The sequence below is a fragment of the Magnetovibrio sp. PR-2 genome, assembly GCF_036689815.1.
Lineage (GTDB): Bacteria > Pseudomonadota > Alphaproteobacteria > Rhodospirillales > Magnetovibrionaceae > Magnetovibrio.
Genome location: NZ_JBAHUR010000007.1, coordinates 1 through 18490, shown reverse-complemented (window position 1 = coordinate 18490; position 18490 = coordinate 1). Strand labels below are relative to the sequence as shown.

At 53.0% G+C, this 18490-nt stretch carries 17 protein-coding genes and 1 tRNA gene; 5 read left to right on the top strand and 13 right to left on the bottom strand.

Features of this window, described 5'->3' with window-relative positions:
• Positions 1–4: 4 nt before the first annotated feature.
• Both V5T82_RS09940 and V5T82_RS09935 read right to left on the bottom strand, forming a co-directional pair.
• Positions 5–472 carry a Crp/Fnr family transcriptional regulator gene (locus tag V5T82_RS09940; protein ID WP_332895480.1) on the bottom strand — a complete coding sequence of 156 codons (468 nt, stop codon included), beginning with the start codon at positions 470–472 and terminating at the stop codon, positions 5–7.
• Between the two features lie 11 nt (positions 473–483).
• A complete protein-coding gene (locus V5T82_RS09935; protein WP_332895479.1) occupies positions 484–1569 on the bottom strand; it encodes a 4Fe-4S dicluster domain-containing protein in 1086 nt (361 codons plus the stop codon).
• Between the two features lie 166 nt (positions 1570–1735).
• On the opposite strand from V5T82_RS09935, the gene V5T82_RS09930 reads away from it, so the two are divergent.
• A complete protein-coding gene (locus V5T82_RS09930; RefSeq protein WP_332895478.1) occupies positions 1736–2686 on the top strand; it encodes a UDP-glucuronic acid decarboxylase family protein in 951 nt (316 codons plus the stop codon).
• A 1-nt stretch (position 2687) separates the two neighbouring features.
• Here V5T82_RS09930 and V5T82_RS09925 read toward each other — a convergent pair.
• From V5T82_RS09925 to V5T82_RS09895, 7 genes are all read right to left on the bottom strand, one after another.
• Positions 2688–2763, bottom strand: a tRNA-Lys gene (locus V5T82_RS09925).
• A gap of 31 nt (positions 2764–2794) precedes the next feature.
• Positions 2795–3952 carry a rod shape-determining protein RodA gene (gene rodA, locus V5T82_RS09920; protein WP_332895477.1) on the bottom strand — a complete coding sequence of 386 codons (1158 nt, stop codon included), beginning with the start codon at positions 3950–3952 and terminating at the stop codon, positions 2795–2797.
• Between the two features lies 1 nt (position 3953).
• On the bottom strand, positions 3954–5834 hold the full coding sequence (gene mrdA / locus V5T82_RS09915; RefSeq protein WP_332895476.1) for a penicillin-binding protein 2: 1881 nt from the start codon (positions 5832–5834) through the stop codon (positions 3954–3956).
• Positions 5835–5852: 18 nt separating this feature from the next.
• Positions 5853–6368, bottom strand: coding sequence for a rod shape-determining protein MreD (gene mreD, locus V5T82_RS09910; protein ID WP_332895475.1), 516 nt, complete (start codon positions 6366–6368; stop codon positions 5853–5855).
• Complete coding sequence (gene mreC, locus V5T82_RS09905; RefSeq protein WP_332895474.1) at positions 6365–7246, bottom strand: rod shape-determining protein MreC; 882 nt, start codon at positions 7244–7246, stop codon at positions 6365–6367. Before mreC ends, mreD begins: the two co-directional genes overlap by 4 nt.
• Before the next feature lie 230 nt (positions 7247–7476).
• Complete coding sequence (locus V5T82_RS09900; RefSeq protein WP_332895473.1) at positions 7477–8517, bottom strand: rod shape-determining protein; 1041 nt, start codon at positions 8515–8517, stop codon at positions 7477–7479.
• A 141-nt stretch (positions 8518–8658) separates the two neighbouring features.
• Positions 8659–10212: a 2-isopropylmalate synthase gene (locus V5T82_RS09895; protein ID WP_332895472.1), complete on the bottom strand. Its 1554-nt coding sequence runs from the start codon at positions 10210–10212 to the stop codon at positions 8659–8661.
• 505 nt (positions 10213–10717) lie between these two features.
• Here V5T82_RS09895 and V5T82_RS09890 point away from each other — a divergent pair.
• The 4 genes from V5T82_RS09890 (at position 10718) to V5T82_RS09875 (ending at position 14758) form a co-directional block, all read left to right on the top strand.
• A complete protein-coding gene (locus tag V5T82_RS09890; protein WP_332895471.1) occupies positions 10718–11278 on the top strand; it encodes a hypothetical protein in 561 nt (186 codons plus the stop codon).
• 52 nt (positions 11279–11330) lie between these two features.
• Complete coding sequence (locus V5T82_RS09885; protein ID WP_332895470.1) at positions 11331–11831, top strand: hypothetical protein; 501 nt, start codon at positions 11331–11333, stop codon at positions 11829–11831.
• Positions 11821–12921 (top strand): hypothetical protein, encoded by a 1101-nt coding sequence (locus V5T82_RS09880; protein WP_332895469.1) that lies wholly within the window; start codon positions 11821–11823, stop codon positions 12919–12921. The genes V5T82_RS09885 and V5T82_RS09880 overlap by 11 nt, the downstream gene beginning before the upstream one ends.
• Before the next feature lie 202 nt (positions 12922–13123).
• On the top strand, positions 13124–14758 hold the full coding sequence (locus tag V5T82_RS09875; protein WP_332895468.1) for a sensor histidine kinase: 1635 nt from the start codon (positions 13124–13126) through the stop codon (positions 14756–14758).
• On the opposite strand, the gene V5T82_RS09870 is transcribed toward V5T82_RS09875, so the two are convergent.
• The 4 genes from V5T82_RS09870 to V5T82_RS09855 form a co-directional block, all read right to left on the bottom strand.
• Positions 14755–15990 carry a response regulator gene (locus V5T82_RS09870; RefSeq protein ID WP_332895467.1) on the bottom strand — a complete coding sequence of 412 codons (1236 nt, stop codon included), beginning with the start codon at positions 15988–15990 and terminating at the stop codon, positions 14755–14757. The genes V5T82_RS09875 and V5T82_RS09870 overlap by 4 nt on opposite strands.
• 100 nt (positions 15991–16090) lie before the next feature.
• Entirely contained in the window at positions 16091–16654 is a 564-nt protein-coding gene (locus V5T82_RS09865; protein ID WP_332895466.1) for a c-type cytochrome, read from the bottom strand.
• A 19-nt stretch (positions 16655–16673) separates the two neighbouring features.
• Positions 16674–17084 carry a c-type cytochrome gene (locus tag V5T82_RS09860; RefSeq protein WP_332895465.1) on the bottom strand — a complete coding sequence of 137 codons (411 nt, stop codon included), beginning with the start codon at positions 17082–17084 and terminating at the stop codon, positions 16674–16676.
• Between the two features lie 137 nt (positions 17085–17221).
• Positions 17222–18430, bottom strand: a complete 1209-nt coding sequence (locus V5T82_RS09855) for a hypothetical protein (RefSeq protein WP_332895464.1) — start codon at positions 18428–18430, stop codon at positions 17222–17224.
• Between the last annotated feature and the right edge of the window lie 60 nt (positions 18431–18490).

The window sequence follows — 18490 nt, the reverse complement described above, 5'->3', positions numbered from 1 at the left end:
GGACCTACTTCTTCGCAAACATGTCGGTGAGCTGCTGGCGCGTTCTATACAGCCGCTTCGCCATCACCGGCATAAAGCGGGAATACAGCTCAAAGCCCAGCGCATGATCTTTTTTGAGCTTCTTGCGCAGACATGCACCATCCAGACTGATCACGCGGGTGAGCTCAAGGGCGCAAATATCATACGACCACTCATAGGGTTCCACCATCCACGACCATCCGAAGATATCTCCGTCATGAAGGGTCTCCAACACCAGTCCGTCGTGGCCCGGCACATGAAATTCCAAGGACACAGCGCCCGTGCGGATGAAATAAAAGCGTTCCGCCGGTTTGCCTTCCTGGGCGATCATTTCGCCCGGCTTAAAACGTTCGTTGCGCGCACAGCCCGCGAGCGTTTTGCGGTAACTCTCATCCATTCCGTCGAAAAAGGGATGTTCCGCCAGCAATTTATCGAGACCATCAACTTTAACCATAACGTGTCTCCTTATTTCCCTTTCCGAAACGCATTGACCTCTGCTGTGATGTCGATGCCCACCGGGCACCAGGTGATACATCGCCCGCAGCCGACACAGCCCGACGTTCCGAACTGTTCATGCCAATGCGTCAATTTGTGAGTAATCCATTGACGATACCGTTCCCCGCCCGTATTGCGGATGGCGCCGCCGTGGATGTAGCTGTAATCCAGCGTGAAGCAGCTGTCCCACTGGCGGAAGCGTTCCGCCGTGGCACCGTCCAGCGAAGTTTCGTCGGTCGTCGTCGAACAAAAACACGTGGGGCAGACGAATGTGCAGTTGGCGCAATCCAAGCAGCGCTTGGCGATTTCGTCCCAACGCGGGCTTTCCAAGTTCTTTTCCAAGATCGAAGCCGCTTTGGCAGGCATTTTACGCCCCATGCCGTCGGCGGCCTTTTGCACGGCTTTGTCGGCGGCTTTGATATCTGCCTTGGTGGCTTCTACGGTTTTCAGCTGAGCCAGAACTTTTTCGCCGCGATCCGTTCCGGCCTCGACCAAGAAGCGATCTTTGAGCTCCGTCAGCGCCAAATCAAAGCCGCCTTTGGCTTTTGGACCAGCACCTTGGGACACACAAAAGCATGTTCCGCCCGCGCGACGGCAATTGAGCGCAATGATAAAGGCCTGCTCACGCCGCTCCGTGTAGGATTCGGACACATAATCGCCCTTCATCAAGACTTCGTCTTGGATTTCCATGGCCGTAAGTTCACATGCGCGCACCCCCAAAAAGGCGTACTTTGGTGCGTCGCGATGTTCTTCGATGGAGATTTTCTGGCCCGATTTGGTTGCCGTCCACAGCTTTTCTTTGGGGGGAAACAGATAGCGTTTCCAGGTGTGGGAGCCATGGGTAAAATCGAAGTAGCCCGCTTTTTTGGAGGATTTCAGGCGATAATGACCGCCGTCTTGCTCGTCAACCCAACCTTTGGGCAGGTCCGCAATGTCAGAGACACCACCCAAAACAATCGCTGCGTCTTCGACTTTGGGGCCGATCACTTGATAACCGGATTTCTGCAAAACGGTCAGCAAGCCGCTCAACTCATCGGCTGGAAATACACGTACCATATTCAAACCCCACATCCTCAACCTGGGCTTTCCCAAGTTAACCCCAACAGTATAACGCTATCATGACAGCAGGTCTAAAACATTGAAAACAAGGACCTGAATTTCTTTTCGCCTCTTTTCTTGCGGTTGTGGTGGTGCTATCGTCCCAACAACTCAGGGAGGACACATGGCGCTCAGCATTTTTGATCGCAAACGCATTTTGGTCACCGGTGGTGCAGGCTTTCTGGGCTCGCACCTGTTGGACCGCCTACACGAACAAGGTCACGACCTGATCTGTGTGGATAATTTCTACACCGGGCCCAAAGACAACATCTTGCATTTGATCAACGAACCCCGGTTCGAACTAATGCGCCACGATGTGACCTTCCCGCTGTATGTGGAGGTGGACGAGATTTATAATCTCGCCTGCCCCGCGTCGCCCATTCACTACCAACACGACCCCGTGCAAACGACCAAAACCTCCGTACACGGCGCCATCAATATGTTGGGCCTCGCCAAACGCATCAAGGCGAAGATTTTTCAGGCCTCGACATCCGAAGTTTACGGCGATCCCTCCATCCACCCGCAGACCGAGGACTATTGGGGCAACGTCAATCCCATCGGCCCGCGCGCGTGTTATGACGAAGGCAAACGCTGTGCGGAAACCTTGTTTTTCGACTATCACCGCCAATACGGTCTCGACATCCGGGTTGCGCGCATTTTCAACACCTATGGGCCGCGCATGCACCCCAATGACGGACGCGTGGTGTCTAATTTCATCATCCAGGCGTTGCGCGGCGAAGACATCACGATTTACGGCGACGGACTGCAAACGCGCTCATTTTGTTATGTGGACGATTTGATCGATGCATTTTTAGCATTGATGGACAAAGACGGCGTGACGGGTCCTGTAAACCTAGGCAATCCCGGTGAGTTCACGATTAAGGAGCTCGCTGAAAAAGTCATCGACTTGACGGGGGCTAAATCCAAGCTCGCGTTCAAAGACTTGCCCACCGACGACCCCATGCAGCGTTGCCCCAACATCGCTCAGGCCAAGGCTGATTTAGGGTGGGAGCCGAAGGTGAAGTTGGAAGACGGGTTAAAGAAAACCATCGCGTACTTTGAAAGCGTGATGTAAATGGTGGGCGTACACGGACTCGAACCGTGGACCCGCTGATTAAGAGTCAGCTGCTCTACCAACTGAGCTATACGCCCCCAACGTTGGGATCATCACGCAGTCAGTATACTAAAACTCATCCCCACTGTCGCGTCGCCCAATGGTCATTTCGCGGTGGATGTGCACGTTCAGTAACAGACCAAAGCCAAACAACAACGTCAGCATCGCCGTGCCGCCGTATGACACCAACGGCAACGGTACACCCACAACCGGGATCAGGCCCATCACCATGGCGATGTTAATGAAGATGTACAAAAAGAAGGTCACAATCACGCCAATGCCGACCAAGCGGCCAAAGTGATTGCGCGACGACATAGAGATGACGTAACCATACGCCAACAAAAGAATGTACAGCGCCACCAAGGTCAATCCGCCAACCAAGCCGAACTCTTCGGCCAGCATGGTGAAGATGAAGTCCGTTTGTTTTTCCGGCAAAAAGTTCAAGTGACTTTGCGTGCCTTGCATAAAGCCCTTGCCGAACATGCCCCCTGATCCCAAGGCGATTTTAGACTGAATGATATGATAGCCCGATCCCAAAGTATCGGTTTCGGGATTGATAAAAGTTAAAATGCGCTGCTTTTGGTAATCGCGCAAAATCGTAAACCACGCCACAGGCGCACTGATCAAACCGATCACGCCCGCCAAAATGAACTTCCACATGCGCACGCCGGCGGCAAAGAACATGGCGACTGAGGCCAACACCAGCATCAATGTGGTGCCGAGATCCGGTTGGCGAATAATCAAAACGGCCGGCACCACCACCATCACCAACGGCGGCACCAGAAAAAATATGCGCCCGACATCTTCGATGCTGCCGCCGTGGAAATAGCGCGCCAACGCAAGCACCATGGCAACTTTCATCAGCTCTGACGGCTGCACATTGAAGATACCGAAGCTGATCCAGCGCTGCGCGCCCATGCCGACAAAACCAGCAATCTCAACAGCCACCAGCAAAGCCAAGACGACAAAATAGAAGCCGTAGGCGTAGCGCAGCCAAAACCGGATATCGATGACCGCCACAATAATCATGCCAACGACGCCGATGCCAAAACGTACCATTTGGCGCGACGCCCATGGATCAAAGTCACCGCCTGCCGCACTGAACAGCATGGCAAATCCAATGCTGGCAGTCAGCGTCAGCAAAATCACGTAGATCCAGTGCAGGTGCAAAAGCTTGTGACCGATGCTCACCTTGGGCTGAGACAATATGCCGTCGTGCGTCAACATCTCAGCCCTCCTCACGTTTCTTCAAATAGGCTTGTGCCTCTTGGTCAGGGGCACGCAATGCGGCGAGGCGTTGCGTTTCGCGCAACACATCGCGGGCAATAGGTGCGGCCGTGCTCGACCCGCCGCCGCCATGTTCAACCACAACAGATACCGCATAACGCGGACTTTCAAACGGGGCATAGCCCACAAACAAGGCGTGATCGCGCTCTTCCCAGGGCAAGTCTTCATTTTTCACGACGCCTGTTTCACGTTCGGCCTTGGTGATCCGGCGCACCTGAACGGTGCCGGTTTTTCCACCCATGCGCCATTCTTCTTCTTGAATGCGGGCCCGAAAGGCCGTGCCGGTCGGGGCATTGACGACGTCTTGCATGCCGCCCAGGACGATATTGAGATGCTCAGTCGGGATCCCCAACGGATCGGCTTCTTGATCCGGATAAGGCTGGACGCCCTCTTCGCTCACCACATCCATGGTCAAATGCGGTTTGACCGCCCGGCCACCGTTGACCAAACGTGCCGTCATTACCGCAAGCTGCAAGGGCGTGGTCAAGATGTAACCTTGGCCAATCCCCGCGATCAGGGTTTCACCCAGTTGCCAAGGCGTACCGATGGCGCCGCGTTTCCATTTGTCGCTGGGCACCAATCCGGATTTTTCACCCGGCAAGTCGAGCCCCAACGGATTGCCCAAGCCTAAGCGTCGAGACATGGCGGCGATGCGATCAATTCCCGTGCGCCGGGCGACTTCGTAAAAATAGACATCGCACGAATGTTCGATGGCTTCGCGCATATTCAGCGGCCCATGCCCACCTTTTTTCCAGCAGTGAAACTCCGCATTGCCCAGCTTGGTCACGCCACTGCAATGGATCTTAGTTTCAGGATTGATCACGCCCTTGTCCAGGGCTGCCAAGGCGACAATAGGCTTGTAGGTTGACCCCGGCGCATATTGCCCGGCAATGGATTTATTGGTCAGCGGCGCCTTTGGATTGCTGATGAGCGATTCCCATTCAGCCTGGCTGAGCCCCTTGTTGAACGAATTCGGATCGAACGACGGAGACGACACCAGGGATAAGATTTCACCGGTATGCACATCCATCACCACAATAGAGGCGCTTTCGTTGCCAACCCGGTTGGCAATGTAGTTTTGCAGGTCACGATCAATGGTCAGGCGGACTTCGGTGCCCGGCTGGCCTTCTTGACGGTTCAATTCACGAATGACACGGCCCAAAGCATTGACTTCGACTTGTGAGCTGCCCCCCGAACCGCGCAAGGCCAAATCATAGACTTTTTCAACCCCGGCTTTCCCAATCCGAAACCCGGGAAGCTCCAACAATGGATCACCCGTTAGATCTTTTTCAGAAACAGCCGCCACATATCCCAAGACATGCGCGGTTTGCGGTCCATGTAAATAGCTCCGGCTTTGACCGACATCAATCAACACACCCGGAAGGTCCGGCGTATTGACTTCAATGCGGGCCACTTCACGCCAGTCTAAGTTTTCCCGAACCGTGATCGGCACAAAGGCGCGCTTGCGTTTGACTTCACGCATGATGCGCCGACGCTCACCAGCGCTCAGCGATACGATCAAGGACAAGCGGTCCAACGTTTTGTGCACATCTTGGGCTTGTTCGGGAATGATCACCACGCGGTAGTTTTGCTGGTTGTCCGCCATCGGGCGTTCCAAGCGGTCAACGATGCGCCCACGGGGCGGCGGTAACAGACGCAAGTTGATGCGGTTTTCGTCCGCCAACGTCACATAGCGTTCAGATTCCACCACTTGCAGATAGTACATGCGACCGACCAAGACCGACAGCAACGCAGTCTTGCCACCGGCCAACATCAAAGCCCGGCGGGAAAAGAGTTTGTGGCGTTCCGAATCTCTATGCATCGATCTGCCCTGTGCGCCTTACACCTGTGCCAAAACCGTTTGTTGCCATCGTGCCTGTAGCCACGCCAAGATCGGGAACAGGCCCACCGTAATCACATATTGGGCAAAGGCTGCATCCGGCGTCGTAAAGGCGGAAAAGAACAGTGCCGTAAGCAACCACGTCAGTATTGTCGCGGCGGCGGCAACCATGCCAAAGCCCAACCAAACAATCAAAAAGGACTTACCGACAAAGAACGTGCTTTGTCCAATCACAACCATGTGCATGATCACGAACACCGCCGTGTTCACACCGAAGGGCATGCCGCTCAAGGCGTCTTGCAACAAACCTGCAAAAAAGACGGCGATCGCGGGCAACAAATCGGGACGATAAATGGCCCAATGGTAAACCGCCATCAGTGGCAGCAGGGGTGCGACTTCGGCAAAGCCCGGAACATGTAACGGGACTTGGCCCAGGACAACCAACATCAACGTCAACACAAACGGCGTGATGCCACGAACAATCAAGTCCAGGCGCTGCCAGAACGTTAGATTCATCTCGAGAACCCTGCGCCTTCGACGGCGGAGTTGGCATCCAAAATGCCTTGCAGGCCGTAATCGACCACACGAACGTATTCCAAACGATCCCGTTGAACGTGCGGTTTCACCAACACACCATTTTCGCTGGACTGCGCAACAACACCAACCGGAATACCCGGCGGGAAGGCTCCGCCGTGACCAGACGTCACAATGCGATCGCCGACCGTAACGCTGACGCCCGGCAGCATGTGGATCAAACGCGGACGGTCGGAGTTATTGCCCGCCAAAATCGCCCGCGTGCGGTTGGCTTCCACCACCACAGGAATGCGGGAGTTCAAGTCGGTCAGCAGCAACACACGCGCAGAGCGTGCACCGACGCCGTGAACCCGGCCCACCAGACCGTCACCCGTGACGACGGCTTGGCCCTTAGCCACATTTTGGCGCGAACCCGCATTGAGCAAAAGAGAATGCACAAACGCACCGCCACTATCGGCGATGACCCGACCTGTAATAAAGCCCGGCTCTGCCCCGGGTGCAAAATTCAATAAGGATTTGAGCTGAAGGTTTTCCGACGACAGCTTGCGCGCCGAGGCTTGCCATTCGATCAGGCGTTCGTTTTCCATACGCAGGCGGGTGTTTTCATCGCGCAGCGCTGACAATTCATTAAATTGATCGACCATGTTGTCTGCCGTCGCAGCAGGACGGGACAACACATCCAGGACCGGGGCCACAGCGTCTGCGATGGACGCCCGAACACGTTCCATCACCAAGACATCGGCCTTGCCCAACAGCATCAGGGCAAACGCCGCCAGCACCAGCACCAGGTACCCGACGCGGCCAGCGACGCCCTTTTCGGCGTGCGCAAGATGATGAACGTGGTTGTGTCGATTGCTCAACGCAATTCCTTACGAACCCCTGCGTCCGGTTCCCCCGGACTGTTGATTGGGCACGGGCCCATCCGACCCGTCTGACCCAATTTCAGACGGATACTATGCCTGCTACATGGTTAATATAGTTTTTACGCCAAAACAACAAAAAGCGTGAGAATTCTGCGGTTTTCGCCACAAGCGACAAAACGCCCACAGATGCTCTGCGGGCGTTTTGCTCTCAGTCAAACTGAAATGGATCAGTACATGGTGGTGAGCACGTTGCGCAGCTTCTTCATTTCTTCCAGCGCGCGGCCCGTTCCCATCACAACACACGACAGCGGGTCGTCAGCGATGGACACAGGCAGACCCGTAGCATGGCGCAAGACGTGATCGATGTTGCCCAGCAACCCGCCACCACCGGTGAGCACGATGCCTTTGTCGACAATATCGGCGGCCAGTTCCGGTGCGGTGTGTTCCAACGCGACCTTCACAGCCTCTATGATGGCACCGACAGGTTCGGCCAAGCTTTCGGCAATTTGGCGTTCGGAAATGACGATTTCCTTCGGCACACCGTTCATCAAATCGCGACCTTTGATTTCCATGGTGCGGCCTTCGCCGTCTTCGGGCGGGCACGCCGAACCGATGGTTTCCTTGATCCGTGCAGCAGAGGCTTCACCGACCAAAAGGTTATGGTTGCGGCGGATGTAAGCAATGATGGCTTCGTCCATTTTATCGCCACCCACACGAACGGAGCGCGCATAAACGATACCGCCCAAGGACAGAACCGCGACTTCTGTCGTGCCGCCGCCGATGTCAACGACCATGGAGCCCGTGGGCTCGGTCACCGGAAGGCCTGCACCAATGGCAGCTGCCATGGGCTCTTCAATCAAAAAGACTTTGCGCGCACCCGCACTTTCCGCGCTTTCTTGAATGGCGCGTCGTTCAACGGCAGTGGAGCCGGACGGAACACAAACCACGACCATGGGGCTGGCGAAGGTGCGGCGGTTGTGAACTTTGCGGATGAAGTATTTGATCATCTGCTCGGCCACTTCGAAGTCGGCGATCACGCCGTCGCGCAAAGGGCGAATGGCGCTGATGTCGCCCGGAGTACGGCCCAGCATCTGCTTGGCTTCGTTACCGACGGCGAGAACTTGTTTCTTGCCCTTGGATTCAGTGATGGCGACCACAGAAGGTTCGTTCAAGACGATCCCTTTACCTTTGACATACACCAACGTGTTGGCGGTGCCCAAGTCGATGGCCATATCGGCAGACAGGAAGCCAAATAGTTTCGAAAGCATTGGTTGCTAAACCCCGCAAATGTAACAAGCTTCCCCCGAGTTTCCCCCTGCACATGCGGGTCACAGTGAAAGCCAAATAAAAAGAGAGCCAGCGAATCGCTCACTGGCCCTCTATTTATACTCAATCCAAGCTTGAGAAAGCTAGGCCGAAAGCGCAGAAGGCGCTGTTTTTTCGCGTTTCACCAACAATTTGTTCAACGCGTTGATGTAGGCTTTTACGCTGGCGACCATGGTGTCGGTGTCTGCAGCCTGACCATTTACAGTCCGACCGTCTTCTTCCAAACGAACCGTAACCTCGGCTTGGGCGTCGGTGCCCTGGGTAACCGCGTGAACTTGGTAGAGCTGCAAACGCGCGCCGTGGGGGAACAATTCCTTCACAGCATTGAATGCAGCGTCCACGGGGCCGTCGCCGGTAGACTCACAAGTCTTTGATTCACCATCGATAATCATCTCCAACTTGGATTGGGGCGGATTGTGCTTTGTGCCGCACAAGATCTCCAACGCAACCATCTGCAAGCGGTCATTGACGCGCAAAATCTCGTCATCGACCAAGGCCATGATGTCTTCGTCGAACACGTCCTTTTTCTTATCGGCCAAGTCTTTGAAGCGTTTGAACGCATCTTCGACGGCGCTGTCGCCCAAATCGTAGCCCAAGCCCTTCAGTTTCTCTTTGAAGGCATGGCGGCCCGAGTGTTTGCCCAGAACCAATTTCGATTGATTGAGCCCGACCGATTCGGGGGTCATGATCTCGTAGGTGCCCGCGTGCTTCAACATGCCGTCTTGATGAATGCCACTTTCGTGCGCGAAGGCATTTTTGCCGACAATGGCTTTGTTGGGCTGCACGGTGAACCCGGTGATGGCGGACACCAAGCGCGACGCCTTGGTGATGTTTTCCGTGACCACGCCCGTGGTGTACGGCATCAAGTCCTGACGCGTGCGCAAGGCCATGACAACTTCTTCCATCGCCGCGTTGCCTGCCCGCTCGCCCAAGCCATTGATGGTGCACTCCACTTGACGCGCTCCGGCACCAACAGCCGCTAAGGAGTTCGCCACCGCCAAGCCCAAATCGTTATGACAGTGGACCGAGATAATGGCCTTATCAATATTGGGCACGGTGTTGAACAAATAGTCGATCAAGTCCGAATATTCGTGCGGCATGGTATAGCCGACGGTGTCGGGAATGTTGATGGTGCCGGCACCGGACGCAATGGCGGCTTCGACGCAGCGCGCCAAAAATTCGCGTTCCGTGCGCGATCCGTCTTCGGCGGACCATTCCACGTCATCGGTCAAGTTGCGCGCCAAAGTCACACTTTCCTTGACCTTTTCAAACACAGCGTCCGGTTCCATCTGCAATTTGTACTTCATGTGCAAGGGCGAGGTGGAAATGAACGTGTGGATGCGTTGGCGCGGGGCCGGTTTGATGGCTTCGGCGCAGCGTTCGATATCCATCTTCGTGGCACGGGCCAAACCACACACGGTGGAATTCTTGACGATTTTGGCGATTTCGTTCACCGCTTCGAAGTCGCCTTCGGACGCAATGGGGAAACCGGCTTCGATCACATCCACACCCATTTCTTCCAAAACGGTGGCAATGCGGATCTTTTCGTCCAAGTTCATGGATGCGCCGGGCGACTGTTCGCCGTCGCGCAAGGTGGTGTCAAAAATGACGACGCGGTTTTTATCTTGGGATGTCATGATGTCTTTTCCTTCGGGTCTGCTTTGTAAGGTGTGATCAACCTCAACCCTTTGAGATTGCAGTTTTTTTCACCCCTAAACACCATCGGCATATGTACGACGTAGGTGTTAGGGGTTCCTTAGGAGCAGGTTCCCGTTCAGGAGCAGCAGATCGAGGGCACGCGCACGCAAAGAGCGCTGAATGTCAGCCTCTTGGATCGTTTTCGCGCTGGCAACGTGTGCCGTCATGTCTCAAAACCCTTGTCTACTGGTCTTCGGCGTCTACTGGTCTTCGGCAGAAAGCCGTGAGAAGGATTTAACCCCTCAAGCCCGCCGCCGTCAATAGGTTTAACCCATCCAAGTATCTGGCTAAAACTGACTTCCCCAATGATTTTTATTGAAATGAGGCCATATGCGGCCCCCTCAAATCTACTTAAAATAGCATGTTGATTTCAACACACCCTATGTGTAGCATGCATTTTGGTAGTACTTTATTAACTATACTCTTATTGAGGGAGTCTCAATCATGCACAAAATGCTTCTGATGACCACGACGGCGTTAGGTCTTATCCTATCTCAGGCCAATATTGCCCACGCCCAATCCGCCCAATCCAATTCCAACCTGAAAGAGTTGGGGAAAACCCTCACGAACATCGCGAAAGTGGCAAATGCGACTTCTCAAGCTGGCCAGAAAGTCGTCAACAGCGGCGGGCAAGCCCTCAGTGATGTGATTTCTGCAGGGGGGAAAGCGGGCGCGAGGGCTCTGCACACCAGTAACGAAATCGAAAACCTGGAAGTGACGCAGCAAAACACCGTGTCGGGCAGCGTCAACCTCAACAACAATTCCCAAGCCAACCTTGGAAATGTCAGCTTGCAAAATACCAAGCTGAAAGATCTCAAGATCACAACAACCAACTCGACGCAATCTATGAACATTCGCAACAATTCGTCTGCAAACCTTGGCAATGTCAACGTCCAAAACCTCAAAGGTTCGACGGCAATAATCACCACAGAAAACACTGTGCGTGGCACCATCAACGCTAGTAACAACAGCCACTTGAATATGGGCAATTTCACTTCCCAATAACACACGGTATCACCGCTTCGGCGGGGTACTGGCGTGGCTGAGGAGTATGATCATGAACGCCAGATTTTTGCATGGCATCTGGGTCGGTGTGTTCGCGTTTGTCTTGACGTTGCCCCAAACACTACACGCGGGTGATGCAACGCCCGAAGGCATCTACCAGCTGAAAAAGATTAAAAACCGCTCCAGCCGGGGGTTCACGGCAAATGGTACCGTTGTCTATCAATATACCCGTGTTGATCGCCGCGCGAAGCCTGAAGACGCTGCCAAAGTCGGTAATATTAATGTCGGAAAACGTTCTCACGTCAGGGACGTCTATAACCGAACCGTTATTGATCGAAATCTGAACCTGCAAAACAAATCCGTTTCGATTGGTGAGGTCACAATCAATGGCGCAAACACCTTGAACAGTGTTGACAATCGAACACAAGTCAGTGGCGACCTGAGCAGTTCCGGTGGGCAAATCAACACCGGTAACATCAAAACACACGGCAATGCCCGTATAAACACTTTAAGAAACAGCGTAACCGTCCAAGGGAATGTCAATGTCCGCTAAACAAATTCTTCGCGCAAAAGCACTCGGCCTTATGACATTGGCTGCGTTAAGCGTAAGTGCCTGCAACGCAAATATCATGATTCCTGAGCTCGACCTAGGCCAGAAGAAAAAAATGAACGAAAGCCGTTTCGCCTTCACACGGACGACGATTTACGGCGATGCCTTGGATACATTAGGCAACCAAATCAACAACAACGTTGATTACATGACTGTTGTGCAATCTAAACCGATTGGCAATACCGCAGGTGGTGGCGAGCTCCCCGTTGATGTAACGAACATGGTCGCGTCTAGTGTCAACCGTATGGCAGGGCAACGCCTTGTTTACGTTGGCTATGACCCTAGCTACTACCAAAACGAACTCAACACCGGTAATGCGAACATGAACCGCGTTTTGCCAAACGTCGTCATTGCAGGATCGATTACCGAATACGACAAAGACGTCGAGACAAAAAACAGCGGATTCAACGTTGATATCATATTAGGTGGCGGTGGTGGAGAAACCGATGCAGGAGGCGAAGTTGCAGATAGCGAAAGCTTCACCCGCGTCACCATTGACCTGCACCTCCTAGACTATGCAACCCAAGCATACGTTCCTGGCATTCAAGCGACCAATACCATCTATGTCTATGAAGTGAGGGGATCGAACCAACTTGGTTTTTTGGTATATGGGTCGGGTGTTGGCGGCAATGGTCGCTTAAAAACCAGCCAGGGCCTACACCAAGCCGTGCGGAACTTGGTTGAGTTGTCCGTGCTGGAGCTCATGGGGAAATATTATGATCTCCCCTACTGGCGCGGTTTTGGATCTGCGAAGGCGGATCCGAACATCATGAAATCAATGATGAAATCCTTCGGACAAAAATCTAACGCTAGTAAGGTTATGGAAATTCAGCGTCTTTTGACAAAGTATGATTTAGGCCCGATTCGTGTTCGCGGTAAAACATATAAAGCCATAAAGCCAGACGGCGTCATGGGTAGGGTTACAAAAGCGTTTATCAACTCGTTTTTGGATCAACATAACTTAGCGAGCGTCAGATCTGATGACCTCGATACTTTATATGCTGAGTTAATCTCAAACCAACCTCTAGGCTAATTGAGAATTCACAACAAAAGCGGTTCGACCTAAATCGAACCGTTTTTGTTGATTCCATACATCCCGAAAACCACCTTACCCACAAGTACCAGCCTCACTGACAAAAAAGCTACACAGAACTGACATCTCCCGAACCTATGATGGCGCCCGAATTGACGTGCCCAACCTCTATCGTTTGTGCTCATTTTTGTGCTGGGGCCTCATGGCTGAATTTAAAGACGTCAAGCGCCTTCGCAACCGCTACATCATTGCTTTGAGCGCCATCGCCATGCTGGCGACAGGCACGTGGTTGAGCATGCAAGCCGTTGTCGATCACCAGCGCAACTATTCGCATCTGATGACCATTGCTGGAAACCAGAACGGTTTGTCGGAGCGGATCTCGCACTTTTCCGCGCTGATGGTGCACACCCACGACGAAGAAGAGTTTCAAATTGCAAAATCGCAGTTGGGGCGTGCCATCTCGAAGCTCAAAGCTTCGCACAAGATACTGCTGTTGGGGGATGAGGAAAGCGGCATCCCGCGCATTCAAACCGACATTCTCAAAGCCATCTACTTCGACCCGACAGTTGGGCTTGATATGGCCTTGGAGCGCTACCTTGACCATGCACGGACCATCTACGACATGCCCCAGTCGGAGCTGAAGCACAACACCGGATCGCTGGTGTTTTTGCAGCAATACGGCCCATACGTCTTAGACGCCATGTTCACTGCCGCCAGTGATGAATATGAAAATGTCAGTCGTCAGGCCATCGACCGGATCAAGCGCATTGAAACGATCTTGTGGATTGTCACGTTGAGCATCTTGGGCATCGAAGCCTATTTCATATTCCGCCCCTTAGAAGGCCAGCTGCGCCAATCGCTCAATGAGCTGACCCAGTCCAATCACGAACTGGTGACCCATCTGGCCGCATCCCGGCGTGACCGTGAAGAGCTGTCCAATGCACACAAAAGCTTGGAGCAGCTCAACGATCACTTAGAAATGCGCATCGACATCCGCACGCGGGAATTGTCGCGCGAACTTGAACGCCATAAACAAACCGAAGCCCGGTTGCTGCACTCCAAGACCGAACTGGAAAACGCCAACCGTGCAAAGAGCGAGTTTCTCGCCAATATGAGCCACGAGTTGCGCACGCCCTTAAATGCCATCATCGGCTTTTCCAACATGTTACGCACTGAAGTGTTTGGACAGCTCACCAATCCCAAACAACGCGAATACATCGACGACATCCATCATTCGGGCAATCATTTGTTGGAGCTGATCAACGACATCTTGGATGTCTCCGCACTTGAGGTCGGCAAGATCGAACTTCATGAAGACCTGATCGACATGAAAGAGGTCGCGGGGCGGGTGTTGCGCATCGTCATGCCCCACGCTACGACAAAGGGCATTCGACTATTGCACCACATCACCACCCCCTTCCCCAAGCTGGGCGCTGACGAGCGGCGCGTGAAGCAAATTCTGATCAACTTGCTCACCAACGCCATAAAATTCACGCCGAAAGGCGGCACTGTTGAATTGGATTTTTATCAAACCCTTTCGGGCGGCATCGGGTTTTCCATATCCGACACGGGCATAGGCATGGATGCGCAAGAACTGGAGCACGCCATGTCCATGTTCGGACAAGTCGACAGTGTCTTTTCGCGCACGGAACAGGGCACAGGGCTAGGCCTGCCCTTGTGCAAAGGTTTGGTTGATTTGCACGGCGGAAACTTCCAAATCAAAAGCCACAAAGGCAGCGGCACGCATGTCAGCGTGCACTTCCCCGCAGAGCGCACCACACCCCGCCGTCTTGACGTGGAAACCGCACACGGCGTGGAAGACGCCGAAATCGCTTAAAGAGAGATGCTGTCGCCTTCAGCTGGCGCAGCGACTTTGGTCGAAGAACCCAACTGATCGAGTTTGCGCTGCGCTTGGCTCAACTTTGCATCAATCGCGCTGTCGTCTTGGTCTGGATCGTGGTGAAACAGATGCAGTGTTTTGACCTCTGCGCGATGGGCCAAGCCCACCACTTGGCCAACACTCGAATGGCCCCACGTGACCTTTGACGGATAGTCTTCATCCGCATACGTGGTGTCGGTGATCAGAATATCCGCCCCGTGGCAAAACGCGATTAGGTGATCGACATAGCCAGGGTTGTACATGGGATTGTCGTCCAAGAACAATTCGTGGTCGGTGATGTAGCAAACCACTTTGCCTGCAAGCTCGACCCGGTAACCCAGACAATTGCCAGGATGGTTCAACAGCATGGTTTTCACCGTCATGCCGTTCACTTGCAGTGTTTCTTCGCCCAGATCGCGGAAATACACCCGCGCACCAAACTCACGAATGGTGATGGGAAAATAGATGCCGTCCATCTGCGCGCTGATCAATTCGCGCATGCTGGTGTCGCCATGACGCGTGCCCAAAATCTCAAACTCGTTGCCGGGCACATACATCGGTCCAAAAAACGGAAGCGCATTGATATGGTCCCAATGCGGGTGCGAAATAAAGACCTTGGCCGTGATCTTGCCTTTGACGTTTTCAAAGATGTAATCCGACAGCTTCTTGATGCCTGTTCCGGCGTCGAAGATCAGCATGGGCTTATTGGGCACTTCGATGCTGACGCACGACGTGTTCCCGCCATAGCGCAACGTGTCCTCACCGGGCACAGGAAGCGTGCCGCGCACACCCCAGTACCGCACCGTCATGCCGGACGAAACGATGGCCATCATTTCATCGGCCAAGGTTTCGGGATTGAACGGTTTAACGATGTAGCCGTCTGCGCCCATTTTGGTGGCATAGGCTTTGTCGAAGTCATAAGCTTTCGCCGACAACATCACCACCTGGGTGGCGGATAAATCTGGATTGGATTTGACGCGCTTGCAAAGCTGAAAGCCGTCCATCTCCGGCAACATGATATCGGCGATAACGACGTCGGGTTTTTGTGCCTCTATGCGTTCTAAAGCTTCGACGCTTGATAGGCTGGAGGCCACCTTGTGCCCAGCCGCCTGCAAAATCACGCTCACCAACTCAACCAGATTGGGATCGTCATCAACAATAAAAAAAGACAGGCAGTGCTCGGTGCTCATGGACAGGCCAAAAAAATCAAACGGTGTATGGGACTAGACAACCATGGTTATACGTGAATTACGTTCCGCTTTAAACCCTTGAATTGCAAGGGAAGTCTGATCACTCAGCCTTCTTTTCACGAAATTCGGTATGGCAGCTTTTGCACACGCTGGACAAATGCATGAAATTCATGCGCACGGCCATTTGTGGCGGCATCTGCACAGGTCCCCCCTCCATCACGTCTGCGCCGCCTAAGGCCTTGCTTTTGCCAGCGCCATTAAACGATTGAGGCGTGCGTATCATCGGCGAGCCCTTCGCCGTCATGGACAAGGTTTCCGCTTGGGCTTTGAGCTCGTCCGCCAAGTGTTGAAACTTATCCCACTTCTGCCAAATCTCAGCTTTTGCTTCGCTGGGATGGGGGGGTGAGCCTTCGGGAAACAGCTTAGTCATGGCTTCCCCACTGCCTGCGGCAAACAGATCTGCGATTTTTGACACCTCAGCGGAATCAAAGGGAACTTGCCCCCCAACCATTTTCCCTAACGTTTTCATGGACGCGCCCATGGCTTTCATGTGCTCCATGCGTTCCTTGACCACGCCGGTTGCGCCACTGTGTGCACTGGCGATAACCGGAACGGCCACGAGGACCGAAAGAAGGACCAAAAGAGAGCTGCGTTTGATAAACATATTTCTTTCCCAAAGGAGATTAAAAAATTCCGTTGTGCTTTTGCAGTTCACGGACGTATTGCACGATGGCAGCCATGTCAACCGTACTCATATGCGGCTGCGGCGGCATGTCGCCATAGGGCCAGTGGTGGGCGCGCACACCACGTTGGGCAGCTAAGAAAAAGGCTCCGTCAGCGTGGTGGTTCGGTTCATAATAACGGTGGATCAGCGGTGGCCCCTTCTCACTTCCCCCAGCATCTGCCCCATGGCACTCGACGCAATTTTGATTGAATTTGGTTTGCCCGATGCGCGCTTTGGCCGACAGCTCTGGAACGACAACGTTCACCGTGGTGTTGGGTTGCGTGTTCAGATTGCTTTTCGTCGCAACAACAACACCGCCACCAACCAAAACAGCCACCACAGCCAAGGGGAACACCTTGTTGAATTTCACAGCCATCACCGCGTATTTGTTTTAATTCACATGATAAACAGTATAGCTGTCAATTTGTCGAAAAAAAGGCCGTAATATACATTTCAAGCTTCACTAAAATTAACGGATAAAACGGTTTGCCCCCATTGGGCCAAAACTTATTTTCCCGTGATGACAAACTTTTTGGAGAACTTGATTTGGCGTCCGTCAGTCGTACTGTAGGTCCCGGCAATGGTATATGGGCCAGGTGTGGTTGAGATCAGTTTAAACAATTCAAGCGCGACCGTCTTATACCCTTTCCCATCTATGGGGAATGGTCGTTGTTCATTCACGAAGCCCGATGGCTCTGTAATTTGAAGACTGATCTCACCATAAATTTCTTCTCGAATAATAAAATCAAAGACCACGACCAAATTGTCCGAAGACGTGAATTGGGAAGCTACGTATTTCGACAATCCACGAAAGTTACGATCAGCGACCGCCTCCCGCGCGCCATCATAGTTTTGCGTCAAATAGACAAAAAACTCGATGTCCCCGATCTTATAAGTCGAGACATGCGGCAATTGTGGCGCAGAAAATTCCAAATCAGACACCATCCGGTACTTCGTGAATACGTTGCTCAGAGCAGAACGGGGCGCAGAGGCTATTCTTTGGAACAACGTTTGCTGCATAAATTTGTGCTTCGCACTGTTTTGCCCAACGTAATATATTCCCGCTGCGGTCATATACAGGTTGGTGCGATACACCTGTTTGTGTTGGCTCAAGACCTCTTTGATTTTTCTGGAGGGTTGTTTGCCCATCAACAGGCCAACGATTTTCATCACATCGTCCGAAGGGAACACGTCTGCATCCAACCAAACCGCAACGTAATCAAGAATGCGGTTTATATATTCACCATCTCCCGTGGCGTAACTAGCCCCCAGTAAAAAATCCAAATGTACGGGAACGGTCAGATGAAACGCCTTGATATCCTGAGGGAGAAATTTGAGCTCCGCAATCAAGGCTTCATTGATATTTGATTGTTGAAGATAGTCGACGGCAAGATCACGTTTTCCCGCCATCGTCAGTGCATAGCCGACAAGAAGTTGAGTGTCTTGGCGTTCAAAAGAGAGTGTGAAGGATGCGATATATTCTGGCTGCTCGCGAAAGATAGCCGCACAAAACCCAACAATCACACTTGTGTAACGCCTTGCGTCTCGGAACATGCCAGCATCAAAATCTTTAAGAAGGCGCAGCGCCACATTGGGATCGGGCGCAGTATAGTAAGTCTGAAGAACTTCAATGGTTTCGTTAGCATGCACTTTGTCAGGAGGCGTAAAAAACATCACCACTGCGACCAGCGCACTCAGCCCCACACGTAACCACATATCGCCACTCTCTTTTTGATTAAGTGACAGAATAGTAACTCAACCATAAGAAACATCAAG

What these genes read in the sequence shown, in the direction of transcription:
- V5T82_RS09890 (WP_332895471.1), top strand. Translation starts at nt 10,718, where the DNA reads ATGCACAAAATGCTTCTGATGACCACGACGGCGTTAGGTCTTATCCTA.
- V5T82_RS09875 (WP_332895468.1), top strand. Translation starts at nt 13,124, where the DNA reads ATGGCTGAATTTAAAGACGTCAAGCGCCTTCGCAACCGCTACATCATT.
- V5T82_RS09940 (WP_332895480.1), bottom strand. Translation starts at nt 472, where the DNA reads ATGGTTAAAGTTGATGGTCTCGATAAATTGCTGGCGGAACATCCCTTT.
- V5T82_RS09900 (WP_332895473.1), bottom strand. Translation starts at nt 8,517, where the DNA reads ATGCTTTCGAAACTATTTGGCTTCCTGTCTGCCGATATGGCCATCGAC.
- mrdA (WP_332895476.1), bottom strand. Translation starts at nt 5,834, where the DNA reads ATGCATAGAGATTCGGAACGCCACAAACTCTTTTCCCGCCGGGCTTTG.
- V5T82_RS09930 (WP_332895478.1), top strand. Translation starts at nt 1,736, where the DNA reads ATGGCGCTCAGCATTTTTGATCGCAAACGCATTTTGGTCACCGGTGGT.
- V5T82_RS09935 (WP_332895479.1), bottom strand. Translation starts at nt 1,569, where the DNA reads ATGGTACGTGTATTTCCAGCCGATGAGTTGAGCGGCTTGCTGACCGTT.
- V5T82_RS09885 (WP_332895470.1), top strand. Translation starts at nt 11,331, where the DNA reads ATGAACGCCAGATTTTTGCATGGCATCTGGGTCGGTGTGTTCGCGTTT.
- rodA (WP_332895477.1), bottom strand. Translation starts at nt 3,952, where the DNA reads ATGTTGACGCACGACGGCATATTGTCTCAGCCCAAGGTGAGCATCGGT.
- V5T82_RS09865 (WP_332895466.1), bottom strand. Translation starts at nt 16,654, where the DNA reads ATGTTTATCAAACGCAGCTCTCTTTTGGTCCTTCTTTCGGTCCTCGTG.
- V5T82_RS09855 (WP_332895464.1), bottom strand. Translation starts at nt 18,430, where the DNA reads ATGTGGTTACGTGTGGGGCTGAGTGCGCTGGTCGCAGTGGTGATGTTT.
- V5T82_RS09895 (WP_332895472.1), bottom strand. Translation starts at nt 10,212, where the DNA reads ATGACATCCCAAGATAAAAACCGCGTCGTCATTTTTGACACCACCTTG.
- V5T82_RS09880 (WP_332895469.1), top strand. Translation starts at nt 11,821, where the DNA reads ATGTCCGCTAAACAAATTCTTCGCGCAAAAGCACTCGGCCTTATGACA.
- mreD (WP_332895475.1), bottom strand. Translation starts at nt 6,368, where the DNA reads ATGAATCTAACGTTCTGGCAGCGCCTGGACTTGATTGTTCGTGGCATC.
- V5T82_RS09870 (WP_332895467.1), bottom strand. Translation starts at nt 15,990, where the DNA reads ATGAGCACCGAGCACTGCCTGTCTTTTTTTATTGTTGATGACGATCCC.